This is a genomic window from Roseovarius sp. MMSF_3350 (assembly GCF_030733425.1).
In the GTDB taxonomy this organism is placed as follows: Bacteria; Pseudomonadota; Alphaproteobacteria; order Rhodobacterales; family Rhodobacteraceae; genus Roseovarius.
Genome location: NZ_JASHIZ010000007.1, coordinates 71,371 through 86,510 on the forward strand (window position 1 = coordinate 71,371; position 15,140 = coordinate 86,510).

The window sequence follows — 15,140 nt, forward strand, 5'->3', positions numbered from 1 at the left end:
AGACAATGTACGCATTTGAAATCGAACGCCCGAGCACCGTGGCCGACGCGGTGAAGCTCTTGAAGCAGAGCGACGAGAACCAGGCGCTGGGGGGCGGGCAGACCCTGATCCCCACGCTGAAGCAACGGCTGGCCGCGCCCGAGGTGCTGGTCTGCCTGAGCGGGATCGACGAGATCAAGGGCGTCTGCACGGACGACGAGGGCCGCATCTGCATCGGCGGGGGCACGACCCACGGCGATGTGGCGGCGGGATCGGGGGCCTATCCGGCGCTGGTCTGGCTGGCGCGGAATATCGGCGACCCGGCGGTGCGCAACCGGGGCACCATCGGCGGGAGCCTGGCCAACAACGACCCCTCGGCGTGCTATCCGGCGGCGGTGCTGGCCTCGGGCGCGACGGTGGTGACGAACGAGCGCGACATCGCGGCAGATGATTTCTTCGAGGGCATGTTTGCAACCGCGCTGAACGAGGGCGAGATCATCACCGAGGTGAAGTTCCCGGTGCCCGAAAAGGCCAACTACCAGAAGTTCGAACAGCCCGCCTCGCGCTTTGCCCTGGTGGGTGTCTTCGTGGCGAAGTTCGCCGATGGCGTGCGCGTGGCGGTCACCGGCGCGTCGGAAGAGGGCGTGTTCCGCTGGACGGAAGCCGAGGAGGCGCTGAGCGGCACTTTCTCGGCCTCTGCGCTGGAGGGGCTGTCGGTGCCGGCGGACGGGATGATCTCGGACCTGCATGGCTCCGGCGCTTATCGTGCGCATCTGGTGGGCGTGCTGACCCGGCGCGCGGTGGAGGCCGCCTGAGGCCAGAGCGGCTCGAGAACTGCGAAACCCGGCGTTCCGAGTCCGGGTTTCGCCTTGAGCAGCCCATTTTTCTGCGTAAAAAATGGGCCGTAGAATTGCAATTTTCCGATCCGATTTCTTGCAGGAAATCGGTCGGGGCATTGATCATGACGCGGCGATTGGGAGGCTTGCAGCGTGGTGCGGCCCGCCTTGTGGATAAGTGTCACATGCCCGTCACGGAATCGCGCTACCCAAACCGCAAGATGTACCGCCATATCCGGCGCTTGCCAGAGACGAAACACGATATATAGTGAACCCAACAACAGGGGCGGCTGCCACGCCCCGCACCAGAGCATGAGGCGATACGAGCGGGGGTAAGTAAGGTCATGGATGCAGATTTCAGAACGGAATTCGTAAGGGCGCCCTCGGCGCTGAAACATCATCCGGCGCTGGTTCTGAACGCCGACTATCGCCCGCTGTCCTATTACCCGCTGTCGCTCTGGCCCTGGCAGGATGCGGTAAAGGCGGTGTTCCTCGACCGGGTGGATATCGTGGCCGAGTACGAAGACACGGTGCGAAGTCCCTCGACCGAGATCAGGATACCGTCGGTCATCGTCCTCAAGGATTATGTCAAACCTCAAAAGCGCGTGGCCTTCACGCGCTTTAATTTGTTTTTGAGGGACGAATTCCGCTGCCAGTATTGCGGATCGAAGGGCGACCTGACCTTCGACCACGTAGTGCCGCGCGCCAAGGGCGGGATCACGTCTTGGGAGAACGTGGTGGCGGCGTGCAGCCCGTGCAACCTGCGCAAGGGGTCCAAGAGCCTGCGGCGCTCGGGGCTGAGCCTGCGCAAGCCGCCGCGCGCGCCGGCGGCGGAACAGCTGCGCAACCTCGGGCGGAAGTTTCCGCCCAACCACCTGCATGAAAGCTGGATCGACTTCCTTTACTGGGATGCCGAGCTGGAGGCCTAGGGCGATTTTGTAAAAGATTGACCTCAGACCGATCTGCGTGTTGGCTTTGCCGGGCAAACGCGCGGGAGGGTGGGATGCGTCTGGGAATATTTCAATGCGATGCGGGCGGTCTGTCGACCAGTGCACGGCTGCGCGCGCTGGAGCTGCGGCTGGCCGAGCGTGAAGTCGACCTGATGGTCTGCCCCGAACTTTTCGCCTCGGGCTATATGGGTGCGGATCACGCGGCGCTTGCCGAACCGGCCACGGGGCCGTTTTTCCAGGACGTGGCCGAAATGGCAAAGCGGCACGAAACGGCTGTCTGCTATGGCTATCCGGAAGCGGCGGATGGCGTGATCTACAATGCCGCGCGGCTGGTGGGGGCGGATGGCGCGGCGCTGGCCAACCACCGCAAGCGGTTGCCTTCGCCAGGGAGTTTCGAGGAAGAGAGTTTCGCCAATGGCGATACGCTTACGCTGGTGGATCATGGCGGGATGCGTGTCGCGATCATCATCTGCTACGAAGTCGAACTGCCGGAAAGCCTGCGGGCGGCGGCGTTGCACGGGGCCGAGCTGGCGCTGGTGCCGACGGCGCTGGTCGATGAGTGGGGCCTGGTGGCCGAGAAACTGGTGCCGACGCGGGCCTTCGAGAACGGGCTGTGGCTGGCCTATGCCAATCACGCGGGCGAGGAGGGCGGCGCGCGCTATCTCGGCGGCAGCCGGATCGTGGCGCCGGACGGGGTGGAAGAGGCCGTGGCGGGCGCGGAGGAGACGGTGATTGCCGCCGAAGCCGATGCCGAACGTGTGGCGGCGGCGCGGGATCGGCTGCCGTTCCTGCGCGATGCGGTCAGATTGTGAAGCGCTGACATGGCCGGTCCATTTGGACCAGACGCCGAGAACGTTGAATGAAACAGGCCGGGCAGGGGCCCGGCCCGTCATTTGTGGCTCAGGCCGCGGCGCGGTTGCGGCGGCGCTGGCGGCGGGGTTTGCCCGCGCCCTGGTTCTGACCACCGGCGTTCGCGTGGGCTTGTCCATTGCCGCCCTGCGAAGGCTTGCGGCGGCGGCGGTTCGGGCCGCCGTTGCGCTTTTTCGGGCCTTTAGTCTGCTCGTTGACCGGGGCGGTGCCACTGGCGACGGGAACGGTAATCTTCATCACCTTTTCGATATCGCGCAGAAGGTCCGCTTCTTCGGGCGCGCAGAGCGAGATCGCCTCGCCTTCGCGGCCCGCGCGGGCGGTGCGGCCGATGCGGTGGACGTAGTTGTCGGCCACCTCGGGCAGGTCGTAGTTGACCACGTAGGCAACGCCCGGAATGTCGATGCCGCGCGCGGCCACGTCGGTGGCGACGAGGATGTTGGTGGTGCCGTCGCGGAAGGCTTTGAGCGCGCGGTCACGCTGGCCCTGGCTCTTGTTGCCGTGGATCGAGGCGGCGTTGAAGCCATCGGCCACCAGCCCCTTCATCAGCCGTTCCGCGCCGTGCTTGGTGCGGGAGAAGACGAGGGTCAGCGCGTGCGGATCATCGGCCAGGATCTCGCGCAGCTTGGACGACTTGTCGTTCTTGGCGACGTGGTGCACCGATTGTGTGATCTTGTCGGCGGCCTTGCCCGGGGGCGAGACCTGCACCCGGCGCGGGTTGGTGAGGTAGGCGGCGGAGATCTCTTCCATCTGCTTGGGCATGGTGGCCGAGAACAGCATGGTCTGGCGCGGGCTGCCCAGGTGCGGCGCGATCTTGCGCAGGGCGTGGATGAAGCCCATGTCGAGCATCTGGTCGGCCTCGTCGAGCACCAGGTGGCGCGCGGTGGACAGATCGAGCGCGCGGCGTTCCATCAGGTCGATCAACCGGCCTGGCGTGGCGACGAGAATGTCGGTACCGCGCGACAGAAGGCTGATCTGCTTGCCGATGGATTGCCCGCCGACAACGGTGACGACGCGCAGCTTGGTGCCTTTGGTCAGGCCGCGCAGGCTGTCGGCGATCTGGTTCACCAGTTCGCGGGTGGGGGCGAGAATGAGGGCCTTGACGGTTTTTTCGGCGGGTTTGCCGGGCATGTCCAGCAGGTGCTGGATGAGCGGGAGGCCGAAGGCCAGCGTCTTGCCGGTGCCGGTCTGGGCGAGGCCCATGACGTCATGGCCTTCCAGCGCTAGCGGAATGGCCTTGTTTTGGATGGGCGTCGGTTCTGTCAGACCGGCGGTCTTGAGGGCGGTATTGAGTTCGGGCGCGAGGCCCAGCATGTCGAAATCGTACAAGTCGTATCCTTTGCGGGCCACAAGGCGAATGCCTGCGTGACCAAGAGGTATGGCCCGCACGGGATGCGCGGGCGCAAGGGTTGCGCGGACACTTTAAGATGTCGCGGGCGTATCCCGCGCCACCTGGCGCCGCATCAGAAACCCTGCGTGATGGGGGAACTGGAAAAATCGGGCTGGTTGCTGGTTCGGGCGGTTGGCCCGGCTCACGCGCAATCGCAGCGATGGGAGACAGATGGGGGATTGCGGGGTAAGTGTCAAGGGATAGTTGGGTCTCGCGCCCCATCGCCCGAAGCCGTGCACCGCAGGACCGGCAGTCTCCCCGGAAGTTGCAGTTTTTGCAGTGAGAAAACCTTTGACCCTGACGTTAGTGTCAGGGCGCTAAGCGTGGCTTTCATGCAATTCGAGAGATTCGCACACAGGAGATCATGCGACATGACGGAAAGAACCACGGAGGCACTGCGCGCCAAGGTCCAGGACCTTATGAAATACGGCACCAGCGCAAACATGGAAGAGTTGGACAAGATCTATCACGAAGATATCGTCGTGATGGATCTGAGCATCGACGGGCGGCTTGTCACTTTGCAGAAACAGGAGTTCATGGCCATGCTGAAGGACGCGTTCAAAGACAAGATCCCGGAAGATCACATGTGGTCGAGAATTCACAGCGTGACAGTGGATGGTGATCGCGGCCATGTCCTTATATCCCGAAAGATCCCGGTGGGGGGACCCAGCATGCACATCGAACTCAGCATCGATTTCATCTTTGAAGACGGACGCTGGCAGGTGATCCGCGAAGTCAACTTCAGCCGCCCGGACGCAGAGACGGCCTGATGCCCGGTGGGCCGGGTGGATGCGGTCATCCATCCGGCCCAACCTTGAACGACGCCGGCATGGTTTCCATCTGTGTCGGGCCAGACGGAGGATGCAACATGCAGGCGAAGGAAGCAGCGGAACGGCTGGGGCTCACGCAGCGCATGTTGCGCCATTACGAGAAGCAAGGCCTGCTGGAGGTTGGCCGCGCCGTCAACGGGTATCGCAGGTACACCGACGCCGATTTACGGCGCGCAGGCCGCATCCGCGATTTCATAGCCACGGGATTCTCGACGCGCGAAATCCGCGCGATGAGTGCCTGCCTGTCCGACGATGGTGCCGGGCCATGTGCCGGCGGCATAGAGAAATTGACCGAGAAGCTTGAACATATCGACCGACTTGGATCCGAGCTTGAAGAAAAGCGCAAAGCTATTCTGGAAAGGCTCGACGCCCTGAGAAAGGCCCTGCCGTAGGCACTCGGTCCGACGTTGGTCGCGCACAAGCCACCTCGATGCGGCTTGGATCCATGAGCGTCACAACAAAAAAGGCGCCGCGGTTTTCCCGGCGCCTTCCTATTGAGTATGCATCGCGGTCAGCTTTTGGCGGGCTCGTTCGCCGCGGCAGGCGCGGGGGAGGCCGATTGCTGTGCCGGTGTGGCAGGTTTCTTGCCACCGGCGTTGAGCGGGTCGTCCTGGCGTTGCACCGAGCCCTCGAAATGGGCGCCGGATTCGATGGCGATGGTCTTGTGGATGATGTCGCCTTCGACGCGGGCGGTTGAGGTCAGGCGCACCTTGAGGCCACGCACGCGGCCGACGATGCGGCCGTTGATGACCACGTCGTCGGCGATGACCTCGCCCTTGATCGTGGCGCTTTCGCCGATGGTCAGCAGGTGGGCGCGGATGTCGCCCTCGACGGTGCCTTCGACCTGGACGTCGCCGGTGGTCTTGAGGTTGCCGGTGACGTGCAGGTCGGTCGACAGGACCGAGGCGGGGGGCTTGGCCTTGGGGGCCGTGGCCTTGAATTCGCCGCTGCTGGCGGCGCTGGTGTCCTTGCGCGGTTCGGCCGGCGCGGCGGGTTTGGCCGCAGAATCCTGCTTCGGCGCGGGGTCGTTGATTTTGCTTTTAGAAAACATCTCTTGCAGCCTTGATGTAGATCATGGGATTGACGGCCTTGCCGCCGACACGGACCTCGTAGTGTAGATGGGTGCCGGTCGAACGTCCAGTGCTCCCCATATCACCAATTCGATCCCCGCGCGAGACCCTTTGGCCCTTTTTGACCCGGATCTGGGACATGTGGGCGTAGCGCGTCTCGATGCCGAACTCGTGCTGGATCTTGACCAGGCGGCCATAGCCCGACTGCCAGCCGGCGTGAACCACGACGCCATCGGCGGTGGAATAGATCGGTGTGCCGTGCGGGGCGGCGAAATCGGTACCCGAATGCATCCGGCCCCAGCGCATCCCGAAGCCCGAAGTGTAGCGGAAGGAGGACTTCACCGGCATGGCGAAGGGCGCCTTTTGCGCCGCGATGCGATAGAGGTTCAGCTTGTCCATGCCCCGAAGGATGCCGTTGGCGCGGCGGGCGTCCGCGGAAGGTTCCTCGCCGCGGGTGGAGAAGCTGAGCGGCATCAGCGGGCCGCCCTGGCCGGAATAGCCCGAGCGCACGGTGGCGATGAGGTTGTCGGGGTTCATGCCGGCGGCGCTGAACATCTTGTCCAGCGGCTCGACCGAGATCGCCATCGCCTCTTCGAGCTGTCGGAAGATCTGGTCGTTCTGGTCCTGCATCAGCTGGATCTGGCTGGCCATCTCGTCGGCGCGCAGCAGCGCATCCTGCGCGTCGGCGGTGATCTGGTCGCGTTCCTGCGCGGTCGCGGCCAGCTGGGAGGACAGGAAATCGACCATCGGATCCTCGCCCGTGCCGCCCGGCGTACCGGGCAGGGGTGTGTCGCCGGAATTCTCGATCGCCGCGGTCAGCTGTTCGGCCTCGTTGCGGGCGCTGTCGCGGTCTTTCATGGTGCGGCGCAGGGTCGACTGGATCACCTCGATCCCGGTTTCCAGTTCACGACGGCGGGTCTCGGAGGACAAAAGCTCGGTCTGCATGACCGAGATCTGTTCAAGCGCGGAGTTGAAGCGGTTCTGCGCGGCCAGTGCCTCTTCGGCGCGCTTGTCGCGCTCCTCTTCCAGGGCGTTGAGCCGGGCCTCGTAGGTGCGCTGATCGCGTTTGGCCTGTTCGCGGAAATTGCCGGAACCGATCGAGTCCATCACCAGAACGGCGGTGGCGATGATCGCCCAGGCCACGATGGCCGATGCGCCGAGAAAGGCGATGAGCTGGGTTGCAGGGCGTAGCCGGATGAAGCGTGTGTCTGTGTCGGACCGCAGGAAAACGCGGCGTTCCGGGAAGTGTTTTTCCAACAGGTGGTTCAGCTTGATCAAAAATCGACTGCGCACGATCGGATCCGTCCCTTTCAGCCTTTCCCAATGTCGATGCTCAAACCTTCGCCGCGTCTTGTGGATCGCGGAGCTGTCCATTCACTGCCGGATGGTCCGGTGGCATCGTCCGAGGTTGGGTACACAGAGGTTCACTTTTGGGCAAGGTTTTTGACCACCTTGATGGGAACAGACGGCAATTTGACGCGTAATTGGCAGAATATTGCCGATTTATAAGGGCTTGATGGCACGAATGCGCTTTCAGGACCCTGTTTTGCGCTCTGCCAGGGGCCAATAGAAGTCTGGCGGCAGGCCGGCCTCGGCGCGTTTTTCCTCGTTGAAGGGCGGTTTGAGACCCCCATGGAAATAGCGGCGGACAAGGTCGTGGAACGCGTCCTTGGGGTCCATCTCGTGCCGACCGCAGAGGAAGTGAAACCATTTGGAGCCATAGGCGACATGGCCCACTTCCTCCGCGTATATGACCTTGAGCGCCTCGACGGTCCGGTCCTCGCCGGCGTTCCGGAACAGGTCGATCATGCCGGGCGTCACGTCGAGGCCGCGGGCCTCTAGCACCATGGGCACGACGGCGAGACGGCCCATGAAATCGTCGGCCGTGTCCTCGGCGGCGCGCCACATGCCGGCATGGGCGTCGAGTGCGCCGTAATGGCTGTCCTTCGCTTCGAGGCAGTCGCATACGAGGTTGAAATGCTTGGATTCCTCATCGGCCGACTTCACCCAGTCGTCGTAGAAGCCGATGGGCATCTTCACGTCCGTGAAGCGCGCGATGATGTCCCAGTGCAGGTCCACCGCGTTAAGTTCGATATGCGCCACGGCGTGCAGAATCGCCAGCCGCCCGGGCGCGGTGCCGGGGCGGCGGCGCGGCACGTCGCGCGGGTCGAGCAGGCGCGGCAGGTCGGGGCGCGCCGGGCGCGGCGGCGGCGCCGCCTGGCCCACGGGCAGGTCCCGCCCGGCCGCGCGGGCGGCGAACCAGGTCTCGGCATGGCGCCGCGACAGGGCGGTCTTTGCGCGGCCGTCGGCCGTGGTCAGCACCTCGACGGCCATCTCGGCAAGGCTTTGGGCCGTCAAAGCGCGCGCACCGCGTCCAGCACCTCTTCGGCGTGGCCGTCGACCTTCACCTTGGGCCAGATCCGCGCGATCATGCCGTTCTGGTCGATCAGCACGGTGGTGCGTTCGATCCCCATGAAGGTCTTGCCGTACATCTTTTTCTCTTTCCAGACGCCGTAATCCTCGCACACATGCGTATCAGCGTCAGACAGAAGGGGAATGCCCAGCTGATGCTTGTCGCGGAACTTGTCGTGCTTGGCCACGGTATCCTTGGAAATGCCGAAGATTTTGGCGCCGACCGCGTCGAAGTTCTCGACGAGGCCGGTAAAGGCGATGGCCTCCCTGGTGCAGCCGGGCGTGTCGTCCTTCGGGTAGAAGTAAAGGACCACCGGCGCGGGGCGCTGGTCGGACAGGGTGACAAGGTCGCCGCCGTCGCGCGGCAAGGCGAAATCCGGGGCCGGTTGACCAGTCTCGATCATGCGGGATTCTCCCATGAGTAAAAAGTGAGTTCCAAATTAACGCTCAAGCGGCAAGAATAAAGCCGTGGGAGCAGACAAAAGCGCGGCCAACGCGCAGTAACGGGAAAATGAGCGACACAGCGCAGACAAGACCGCGTGGCAAACGCCTGAAACGGTTCGGCCTATGGAGCGCCGGTCTGATCCTCGTGCTGTGCTTGGGGCTGAGCGTGGCGGTGATGGCCCTGGTCGGGACGCGGATATCGGCGCCGGAATGGGTGCGCGAGCGCGTGACGCGCGAGGTCAATGCCGCGGTCGACGGCGTGTCACTGCATTTCGGGGACATGGCGGTGGTGGTCGAGGAAGGCTGGGTGCCGCGCCTCTGGCTGCGCGACGTGTTGGTCCGGGACGAGACCGGCCTGCCCATCGCCAGCCTGTCGGACGTGCAGGGCACGGTCGATATGGGGGCGCTTTTGCAGGGCAAGGTTCAGCCAAGCGCGATCCGGCTTTCGGGGGCGCAGCTGAGCTTTCGCCGCACCGGGGCGGGCGAGGTCGGCGTGACGCTGGGAGACGATCAGGCGGCCACGCGCGAGCCGGTGACGGTGGCCACGCTGGCCGAGCGGCTGGACGATATCCTGAACCGGCCGGCCTTTCAGGCGCTTTCCCGGATCGAGGCCACCAACGTCTCGCTGCGCTACGAGGACGAGCGCACCGAGCGCGCGTGGACCGCCGATGGCGGGCGGCTGGAGGTCACGCGCGAGGGCGACGATATCCGCCTGCGCGGGGATTTCGCGCTGATCGGCGCGCGCGATTTCGCCACAACGTTGGCGCTGAACTATACCGGGCGGCTGGGCACGGCGGAATCTGAACTTGGCCTGAGCTTCGAGGACATGCCGGCGCGCGACGTGGCGGGGCAATCGCCCGCGCTGGCCTGGCTCGATGCGATCGACGCGCCGATTTCGGGGGCCTTGCGGGCCTCGCTCGACGCGGCGGGCCAGCTGGGGCCGCTCAATGCTGCGCTGCAGATCGGCAAGGGCGCGGTCAGGCCCAACGACGCGACCGAGCCGATCGCCTTCGACTCGGTGCGCAGCTATTTCACCTACGATCCGTCCGAACACCGCATCAGCTTCAGCGAGCTGTCGATCGACAGCAAGTGGGTCAAGACCAGCGCTTCGGGGCATGCCTATCTGGTGGGGGTGGAGAACGGCTGGCCCAAGGAGATCCTGCTGCAGGTCGGCCTGTCGGAGGTGGTGGCCAACCCGATGGACCTTTATGCCGAGGCGATCACGCTTCAGGGCGCGCGGATGGACATGCGCCTGCGGCTGAAGCCTTTCGTGCTGAGCCTGGGTGAGCTGAGCCTGTCGGACCAGGACGAGGTGCTGCGGTTCAGCGGCGAGGCGCGGGCCGAGCCCGAAGGCTGGGACGTGACGCTGGACGGCCACATGGACCGGATCAACCCCGACCGGCTGATGCAGCTTTGGCCGGAACGGCTGGAGGTGAAGACCCGCGACTGGATCACGAAGAATATCCGCAGCGCGGACCTGCAGAATATCCAGCTTGCCCTGCGCAGCCTGCCGAAGCGCCGCCCGGATTTCTTTCTGGGGTTCGATTTCGAGAATTTCAGCACGCAGTTCATCCGCGACTTCCCGGTGATCGAGGACGCGCATGGGCACGCCTCGCTGATGGACAACCGCTTTGTGGTGTCGGCACTTGGCGGGCATGTGACGGCGCCGCAGGGTGGACGGGTGGACATCACCGGCACCAGCTTCGACATCCCCGACGTAACGGTGAAACGCACGCCGGCGCAAGTGAGGTTGCGCACGCGCAGCACGATCACCGCGGCGCTGTCGCTGCTGGACGAGCCGCCCTTGCAATTTCTGACCAAGGCCGGGCGCGAGGTGACGCTGGCCGACGGGATGGCGGAACTGGCCGGCGTGCTGGATCTGCGCCTTCTGGACAAGCTGACGGTGCAGGACGTGGACTTTGACGTAGGTGGTACACTGCGTGATGTGCGCAGCGAGATTCTGGTGCCCGGCAAGGTCCTGTCGGCGGCGACGCTGGACGTGGCGATTGCCGACGATGTGCTGAGCGTGGCGGGCGCGGGCAGGATCGGGCAGGTGCCTTTCGACGGGCGGTTCGAGACCGATATCAGCCCCGGCGGCAATACCAGCACGGTGCGCGGCTGGATCGAGCTGTCCGAGCGTTTTGCCGAAGAGTTCGGCATCGGCCTGCCGCCGGGCAGCGTGTCGGGCGCGGGTCGGGCCGACATGGAGATCGATTTCGAGAAAGGTGCGCCGGGGGTGTTCCGCCTCAGCTCCAACCTGGCCGGGGTGGGGTTGCGCGTGCCACAGCTGGATTGGGCGCTGTCGCAGGGCGGCACGGGGCGGCTGGAGGCGTCGGGGCGGCTGGGTGAGCCGCCCTCGATCGACCGGCTGGAGATTGCCGCCGCGGGGCTTAACGCCCGTGGGGCGGTCAGCCTGCGCGACAACGGACAGCTGGACCGGGCCTCGTTCTCGCAGGTGCAGGTCGGCAGCTGGCTGAGCGCGCCGGTGCAACTGGTCGGGCGCGGAGCGGGCGTGACGCCGGCGGTGCGCGTGCAGGGCGGGTCGGTGGATTTGCGCCAGACCTCGCTGGGCGGCGATGGTGGCGGCGCGGCGCAGCAGGGGGCGCGGCGCGGCGGGCCGGTGTCGCTGGCACTCGACCGATTGCAGATATCCGATGGCATCGCGCTGACCGATTTCCGCGCCGATCTGGACATGTCGCGCGGGGCTGACGGCAGCTTTACCGGCCGGGTCAACGGTCAGACGCCGATCACGGGCCGCGTGATCCCGCAAGGCGGGCGCAGCGCCTTTCGCATACAGGCCGAGGATGCCGCCGGGGTGCTGGTGTCGGCGGGGCTGATCAAGGGCGCCCGCAACGGCAAGCTGGACGTGACGCTGGTGCCGGGCAAGGGGCCCGGTGTCTACGAGGGCAAGCTGACCGCAAAGGGCGCGATGCGCCTGAAGGATGCGCCTTCGATGGCGGCGCTCCTGAACGCGCTGACCGTCGTGGGCCTTCTGGAGCAACTGGGCGGCGAGGGCATCCATTTCGAACTGCTCGAAGCGCGGTTCCAGCTTTCGCCCGAGCGCGTAACGCTTTATTCCAGCAGCGCGGTGGGCGCCGCGATGGGGATCACGATGGACGGGTACTACTATCTTGAAAGCGGGCAGATGGACATGCAGGGGGTGATTTCGCCGGTTTACCTGGTCAACGCCGTGGGCGGGCTGTTCACCCGACGGGGCGAGGGGCTGTTCGGGTTCAACTACACGCTCAAGGGTCCGGCGCGCAGTCCGCGGGTCAGCGTCAACCCGCTTTCGGCCTTCACGCCGGGCATGTTCCGCGAGTTGTTCCGCCGGCCGGCGCCGGAACTGCCGCAATCGACACGGCCCGCGCAGGGTGATCAGCAAGGCACGCAGGGCGGCACCGACAGGCCGCAGTCGCAGGCGCCGCAGTCCAGCCCGCGCGTGCGCGACTTCAACAATCGTGAAGCCGGCCGATGAAGCTGTCGGATTTCGATTTCGACCTGCCCGAGACGCTGATCGCGACCCGGCCCGCAAGGCCGAGACCGTCGGCGCGGCTGCTGGTGGCCCAGGGCGAGACCATCACCGACGCGCGGGTCTATGACCTGGGCCGGTACCTGCGCCCCGGCGACCGGCTGGTCCTGAACAACACCAAGGTCATCCCCGCGCGGCTGTCGGGGCTGCGGCGGCGCGACAGTGCACAGGGCGAGACCGAGGCGCGGATCGAGGCGACGCTGCTGGACGCCACACCGGAGGGCGACTGGCGGGCGATGATCAAGCCGCTGAAAAAGCTGCGCACCGGCGAAGTGGTGCGCTTTGGTGCGGGCCTGGAGGCGACGCTGCTGGACAAGGAGGACGGGCAGGGCGTGCTGCGTTTCAACCTGTCCGGGGAAGATTTCGACGCCGCGCTGAACGCGGCGGGTGCGATGCCTCTGCCGCCCTATATCGCCAGCAAGCGCGCCGCCGACGACCGCGACCGGGACGACTATCAGACCGTCTTTGCCAAGGAGACCGGCGCCGTCGCGGCCCCCACCGCCAGCTTGCATTTCGACGACGACCTGCTCGCGAAGCTGGCGGCGCAGGGCGTGGCCTTCACCGAAGTGACATTGCATGTCGGGGCGGGCACGTTTCTGCCGGTCAAGGTGGAGGACGTGACGACCCACCGGATGCATGCCGAATGGGGCGAGGTCGGCGAGGCCGCCGCTGCCGAGATCACCGCGACGAAGGCGGCGGGCGGGCGGATCATCCCGGTTGGAACGACCGCGCTGCGCCTGATCGAGAGTGCCGCGCGCGGTGGCGCGATCTCGGCGTGGCGGGGGGAGACGGACATCTTCATCTATCCCGGTTTCGAGTTCCGGGTGACGGATGCGCTGATGACCAATTTCCACCTGCCCAAAAGCACGTTAATGATGCTGGTCAGCGCCCTGATGGGGCCGGACCGCATTAAGGATATCTACACCCACGCGATCCAGAATGAGTACCGATTCTTCTCCTACGGGGATTCGTCTCTGCTGGTGCCGCATGACGGGAGGAGGACAGAATGAAACTCAGCAAGGTGCCCGGATTCGTCAACCGCGTCATGTGGGTGGGGCTGATCACCAGTGCGGCGCTGTTGATCCTGAACTACGTGATCGAGGGGCTTGTCTGTGCAGCTATCGTCTTTGCCGCCAACCTTGCCCTCAAGCGCGAGCCGGTCAAGCTGTGGGTCTTTCGTGTGCTCACGGGCCTGTCCAAGGAAGAGCTGGAACGCGCGACACTTGCCGATTTGCAGGCCGGCGCCACCGCGCCCGCCGGCACCGGGGGCGAGCGCGACGACACCGACCGCTGAGCGCCCGTGCAGGCCATCGCGCGGACGTCCGCCCATGCGCAGGCGGCGTGGACGCGGCGCGTGTTGAAAACTGGCCCAAACACTGGCAAGGCCTGCACCAGCGACGGAACGAGTCGCGTTTGAGCCAGACCCGCCATTCGCCGCCCGGCTAGACGGGCACAAAGTTATTGGAGCCTCCGCATGTTTTCCGTTCTTTCCAGCGCCTGGGCCCTGTTGCTGGGCATGATGCTCTTGCAGGTCGGCAACGGCATGCAGGGCACGCTCCTAGGTGTGCGCGGCCAGATGGAAGGCTTCTCGACGCTGGAAATGTCGCTGGTGATGTCGGGTTATTTCCTGGGCTTTCTCTTTGGCTCGCGCATGGCGCCGGAGATGATCCGGCGGGTGGGGCATGTGCGGGTCTTCGCGGCGCTGGCCTCGATGATCTCGGCGGTGATGATCCTGTACCCGGCCTTCGCCAACCCCTGGGCCTGGGGCGTGGGGCGCGTGTTGATCGGGTTCTGCTTTTCCGGCGTGTACGTGACGGCCGAAAGCTGGCTGAACAACGCTGCCACGAACGACAACCGCGGCAAGGCGCTGTCGCTTTACATGATCGTGCAGATGGTCGGCATCGTCAGCGCGCAGGCGCTGATGCTGACCGCCGATCCGGGCGGTTTCGTGCTGTTCATCATTCCGTCGGTTCTGATCTCGTTGTCCTTCGCGCCCATTCTGCTGTCGATCAGCCCGACGCCGGCCTTCGACACCACCAAGCCGATGACCCTGCGCGAGATCATGAAGATCTCGCCGCTGGGCTGTGTCGGCATGTTCCTGCTGGGTGGGGTCTTTGCGGCGCAGTTCGGCATGGCGGCGGTCTATGGCGCCGAGGCGGGGCTGTCCGTGGGGCAAATCTCGACCTTCGTGGCGACTTTCTATGTGGGGGCGATGCTGGTGCAGTACCCGCTGGGCTGGCTGTCGGACCGGATGGACCGGCGCCTTTTGATCCTGATCGCGGCGGCCATCTCTGCGCTTGGTGCGGTGATCGGCATGGCGCTGGGCAGCGTGTTCTGGCTGTTGCTGGTGGCGGCCTTCCTGGTTGGGGGCATGTCGAATCCGCTCTATTCGCTGCTGATCGCCTATACCAACGACTTTCTCGGGTCCGATGACATGGCCGCCGCCGCGGGGGGCATGGTGTTCATCAACGGGCTGGGCGCTGTCTTTGGCCCGATCATCACCGGCTGGATCATGGGCGTGGTGGGGCCGAGCGGGTACTTCCTGCATATCGCCACGCTGTGCACGATGATGGCGGCCTATGCCGCGTACCGGATGACACAGCGGGCCGCGCCCTCGGCGGAGGAGACCGAAAGATATACCGCCGTCATGCCGAACGCGTCGCCCATGGCCGTGACCTATGCGCAGGAAGTCGCCATGGAAGCGGCGGAGGAAAATGCCGAGGATGGACAGGCCGCATGAGATTGCACATATGCACGGCACAGGCAGGAGAATGTCACGAAAGATTGCCGTTGTTGCAATTCTTTACTGTCCATGCGGCGGTTCATGTCGTTA

The 15,140-nt window shown here is 65.2% G+C and carries 14 protein-coding genes; 9 read left to right on the top strand and 5 right to left on the bottom strand.

Annotated features, from left to right (window positions below):
• Window positions 1–5: 5 nt before the first annotated feature.
• The 3 genes from RBB31_RS08600 (at window position 6) to RBB31_RS08610 (ending at window position 2,577) form a co-directional block, all read left to right on the top strand.
• Window positions 6–794: a xanthine dehydrogenase family protein subunit M gene (locus RBB31_RS08600; RefSeq protein ID WP_306128871.1), complete on the top strand. Its 789-nt coding sequence runs from the start codon at window positions 6–8 to the stop codon at window positions 792–794.
• A 365-nt stretch (window positions 795–1,159) separates the two neighbouring features.
• Window positions 1,160–1,744 carry an HNH endonuclease gene (locus RBB31_RS08605; protein ID WP_306128872.1) on the top strand — a complete coding sequence of 195 codons (585 nt, stop codon included), beginning with the start codon at window positions 1,160–1,162 and terminating at the stop codon, window positions 1,742–1,744.
• A gap of 74 nt (window positions 1,745–1,818) precedes the next feature.
• The gene (locus RBB31_RS08610; RefSeq protein WP_306128873.1) at window positions 1,819–2,577 is read left to right on the top strand and encodes a nitrilase-related carbon-nitrogen hydrolase; all 759 of its coding nucleotides are present in this window, start codon (window positions 1,819–1,821) and stop codon (window positions 2,575–2,577) included.
• A gap of 88 nt (window positions 2,578–2,665) precedes the next feature.
• On the opposite strand, the gene RBB31_RS08615 is transcribed toward RBB31_RS08610, so the two are convergent.
• On the bottom strand, window positions 2,666–3,961 hold the full coding sequence (locus RBB31_RS08615) for a DEAD/DEAH box helicase (RefSeq protein ID WP_306128874.1): 1,296 nt from the start codon (window positions 3,959–3,961) through the stop codon (window positions 2,666–2,668).
• Between the two features lie 432 nt (window positions 3,962–4,393).
• Here RBB31_RS08615 and RBB31_RS08620 point away from each other — a divergent pair, with 432 nt between their 5' ends.
• A complete protein-coding gene (locus RBB31_RS08620) occupies window positions 4,394–4,792 on the top strand; it encodes a nuclear transport factor 2 family protein (RefSeq protein ID WP_306128875.1) in 399 nt (132 codons plus the stop codon).
• Between the two features lie 98 nt (window positions 4,793–4,890).
• Window positions 4,891–5,244 carry a MerR family transcriptional regulator gene (locus RBB31_RS08625; protein ID WP_306128876.1) on the top strand — a complete coding sequence of 118 codons (354 nt, stop codon included), beginning with the start codon at window positions 4,891–4,893 and terminating at the stop codon, window positions 5,242–5,244.
• A 119-nt stretch (window positions 5,245–5,363) separates the two neighbouring features.
• On the opposite strand, the gene RBB31_RS08630 is transcribed toward RBB31_RS08625, so the two are convergent.
• The 4 genes from RBB31_RS08630 to bcp all read right to left on the bottom strand — a co-directional run bounded on the left by RBB31_RS08630 (window position 5,364) and on the right by bcp (window position 8,738).
• Window positions 5,364–5,903 (bottom strand): polymer-forming cytoskeletal protein, encoded by a 540-nt coding sequence (locus tag RBB31_RS08630; RefSeq protein WP_306128877.1) that lies wholly within the window; start codon window positions 5,901–5,903, stop codon window positions 5,364–5,366.
• Complete coding sequence (locus RBB31_RS08635) at window positions 5,893–7,215, bottom strand: M23 family metallopeptidase (protein WP_306128878.1); 1,323 nt, start codon at window positions 7,213–7,215, stop codon at window positions 5,893–5,895. Before RBB31_RS08635 ends, RBB31_RS08630 begins: the two co-directional genes overlap by 11 nt.
• Window positions 7,216–7,455: 240 nt before the next feature.
• Complete coding sequence (locus RBB31_RS08640) at window positions 7,456–8,256, bottom strand: ferritin-like domain-containing protein (RefSeq protein WP_306128971.1); 801 nt, start codon at window positions 8,254–8,256, stop codon at window positions 7,456–7,458.
• 20 nt (window positions 8,257–8,276) lie between these two features.
• Window positions 8,277–8,738, bottom strand: a complete 462-nt coding sequence (gene bcp / locus RBB31_RS08645) for a thioredoxin-dependent thiol peroxidase (protein ID WP_306128879.1) — start codon at window positions 8,736–8,738, stop codon at window positions 8,277–8,279.
• Between the two features lie 107 nt (window positions 8,739–8,845).
• On the opposite strand from bcp, the gene RBB31_RS08650 reads away from it, so the two are divergent.
• The 4 genes from RBB31_RS08650 to RBB31_RS08665 all read left to right on the top strand — a co-directional run bounded on the left by RBB31_RS08650 (window position 8,846) and on the right by RBB31_RS08665 (window position 15,047).
• Complete coding sequence (locus tag RBB31_RS08650; RefSeq protein ID WP_306128880.1) at window positions 8,846–12,253, top strand: AsmA-like C-terminal region-containing protein; 3,408 nt, start codon at window positions 8,846–8,848, stop codon at window positions 12,251–12,253.
• On the top strand, window positions 12,250–13,317 hold the full coding sequence (gene queA, locus RBB31_RS08655) for a tRNA preQ1(34) S-adenosylmethionine ribosyltransferase-isomerase QueA (RefSeq protein WP_306128881.1): 1,068 nt from the start codon (window positions 12,250–12,252) through the stop codon (window positions 13,315–13,317). The genes RBB31_RS08650 and queA overlap by 4 nt, the downstream gene beginning before the upstream one ends.
• Window positions 13,314–13,601: a hypothetical protein gene (locus RBB31_RS08660; protein WP_306128882.1), complete on the top strand. Its 288-nt coding sequence runs from the start codon at window positions 13,314–13,316 to the stop codon at window positions 13,599–13,601. The genes queA and RBB31_RS08660 overlap by 4 nt, the downstream gene beginning before the upstream one ends.
• A 180-nt stretch (window positions 13,602–13,781) precedes the next feature.
• Window positions 13,782–15,047 (top strand): MFS transporter, encoded by a 1,266-nt coding sequence (locus tag RBB31_RS08665; RefSeq protein WP_306128883.1) that lies wholly within the window; start codon window positions 13,782–13,784, stop codon window positions 15,045–15,047.
• The last annotated feature ends 93 nt before the right edge of the window (window positions 15,048–15,140 follow it).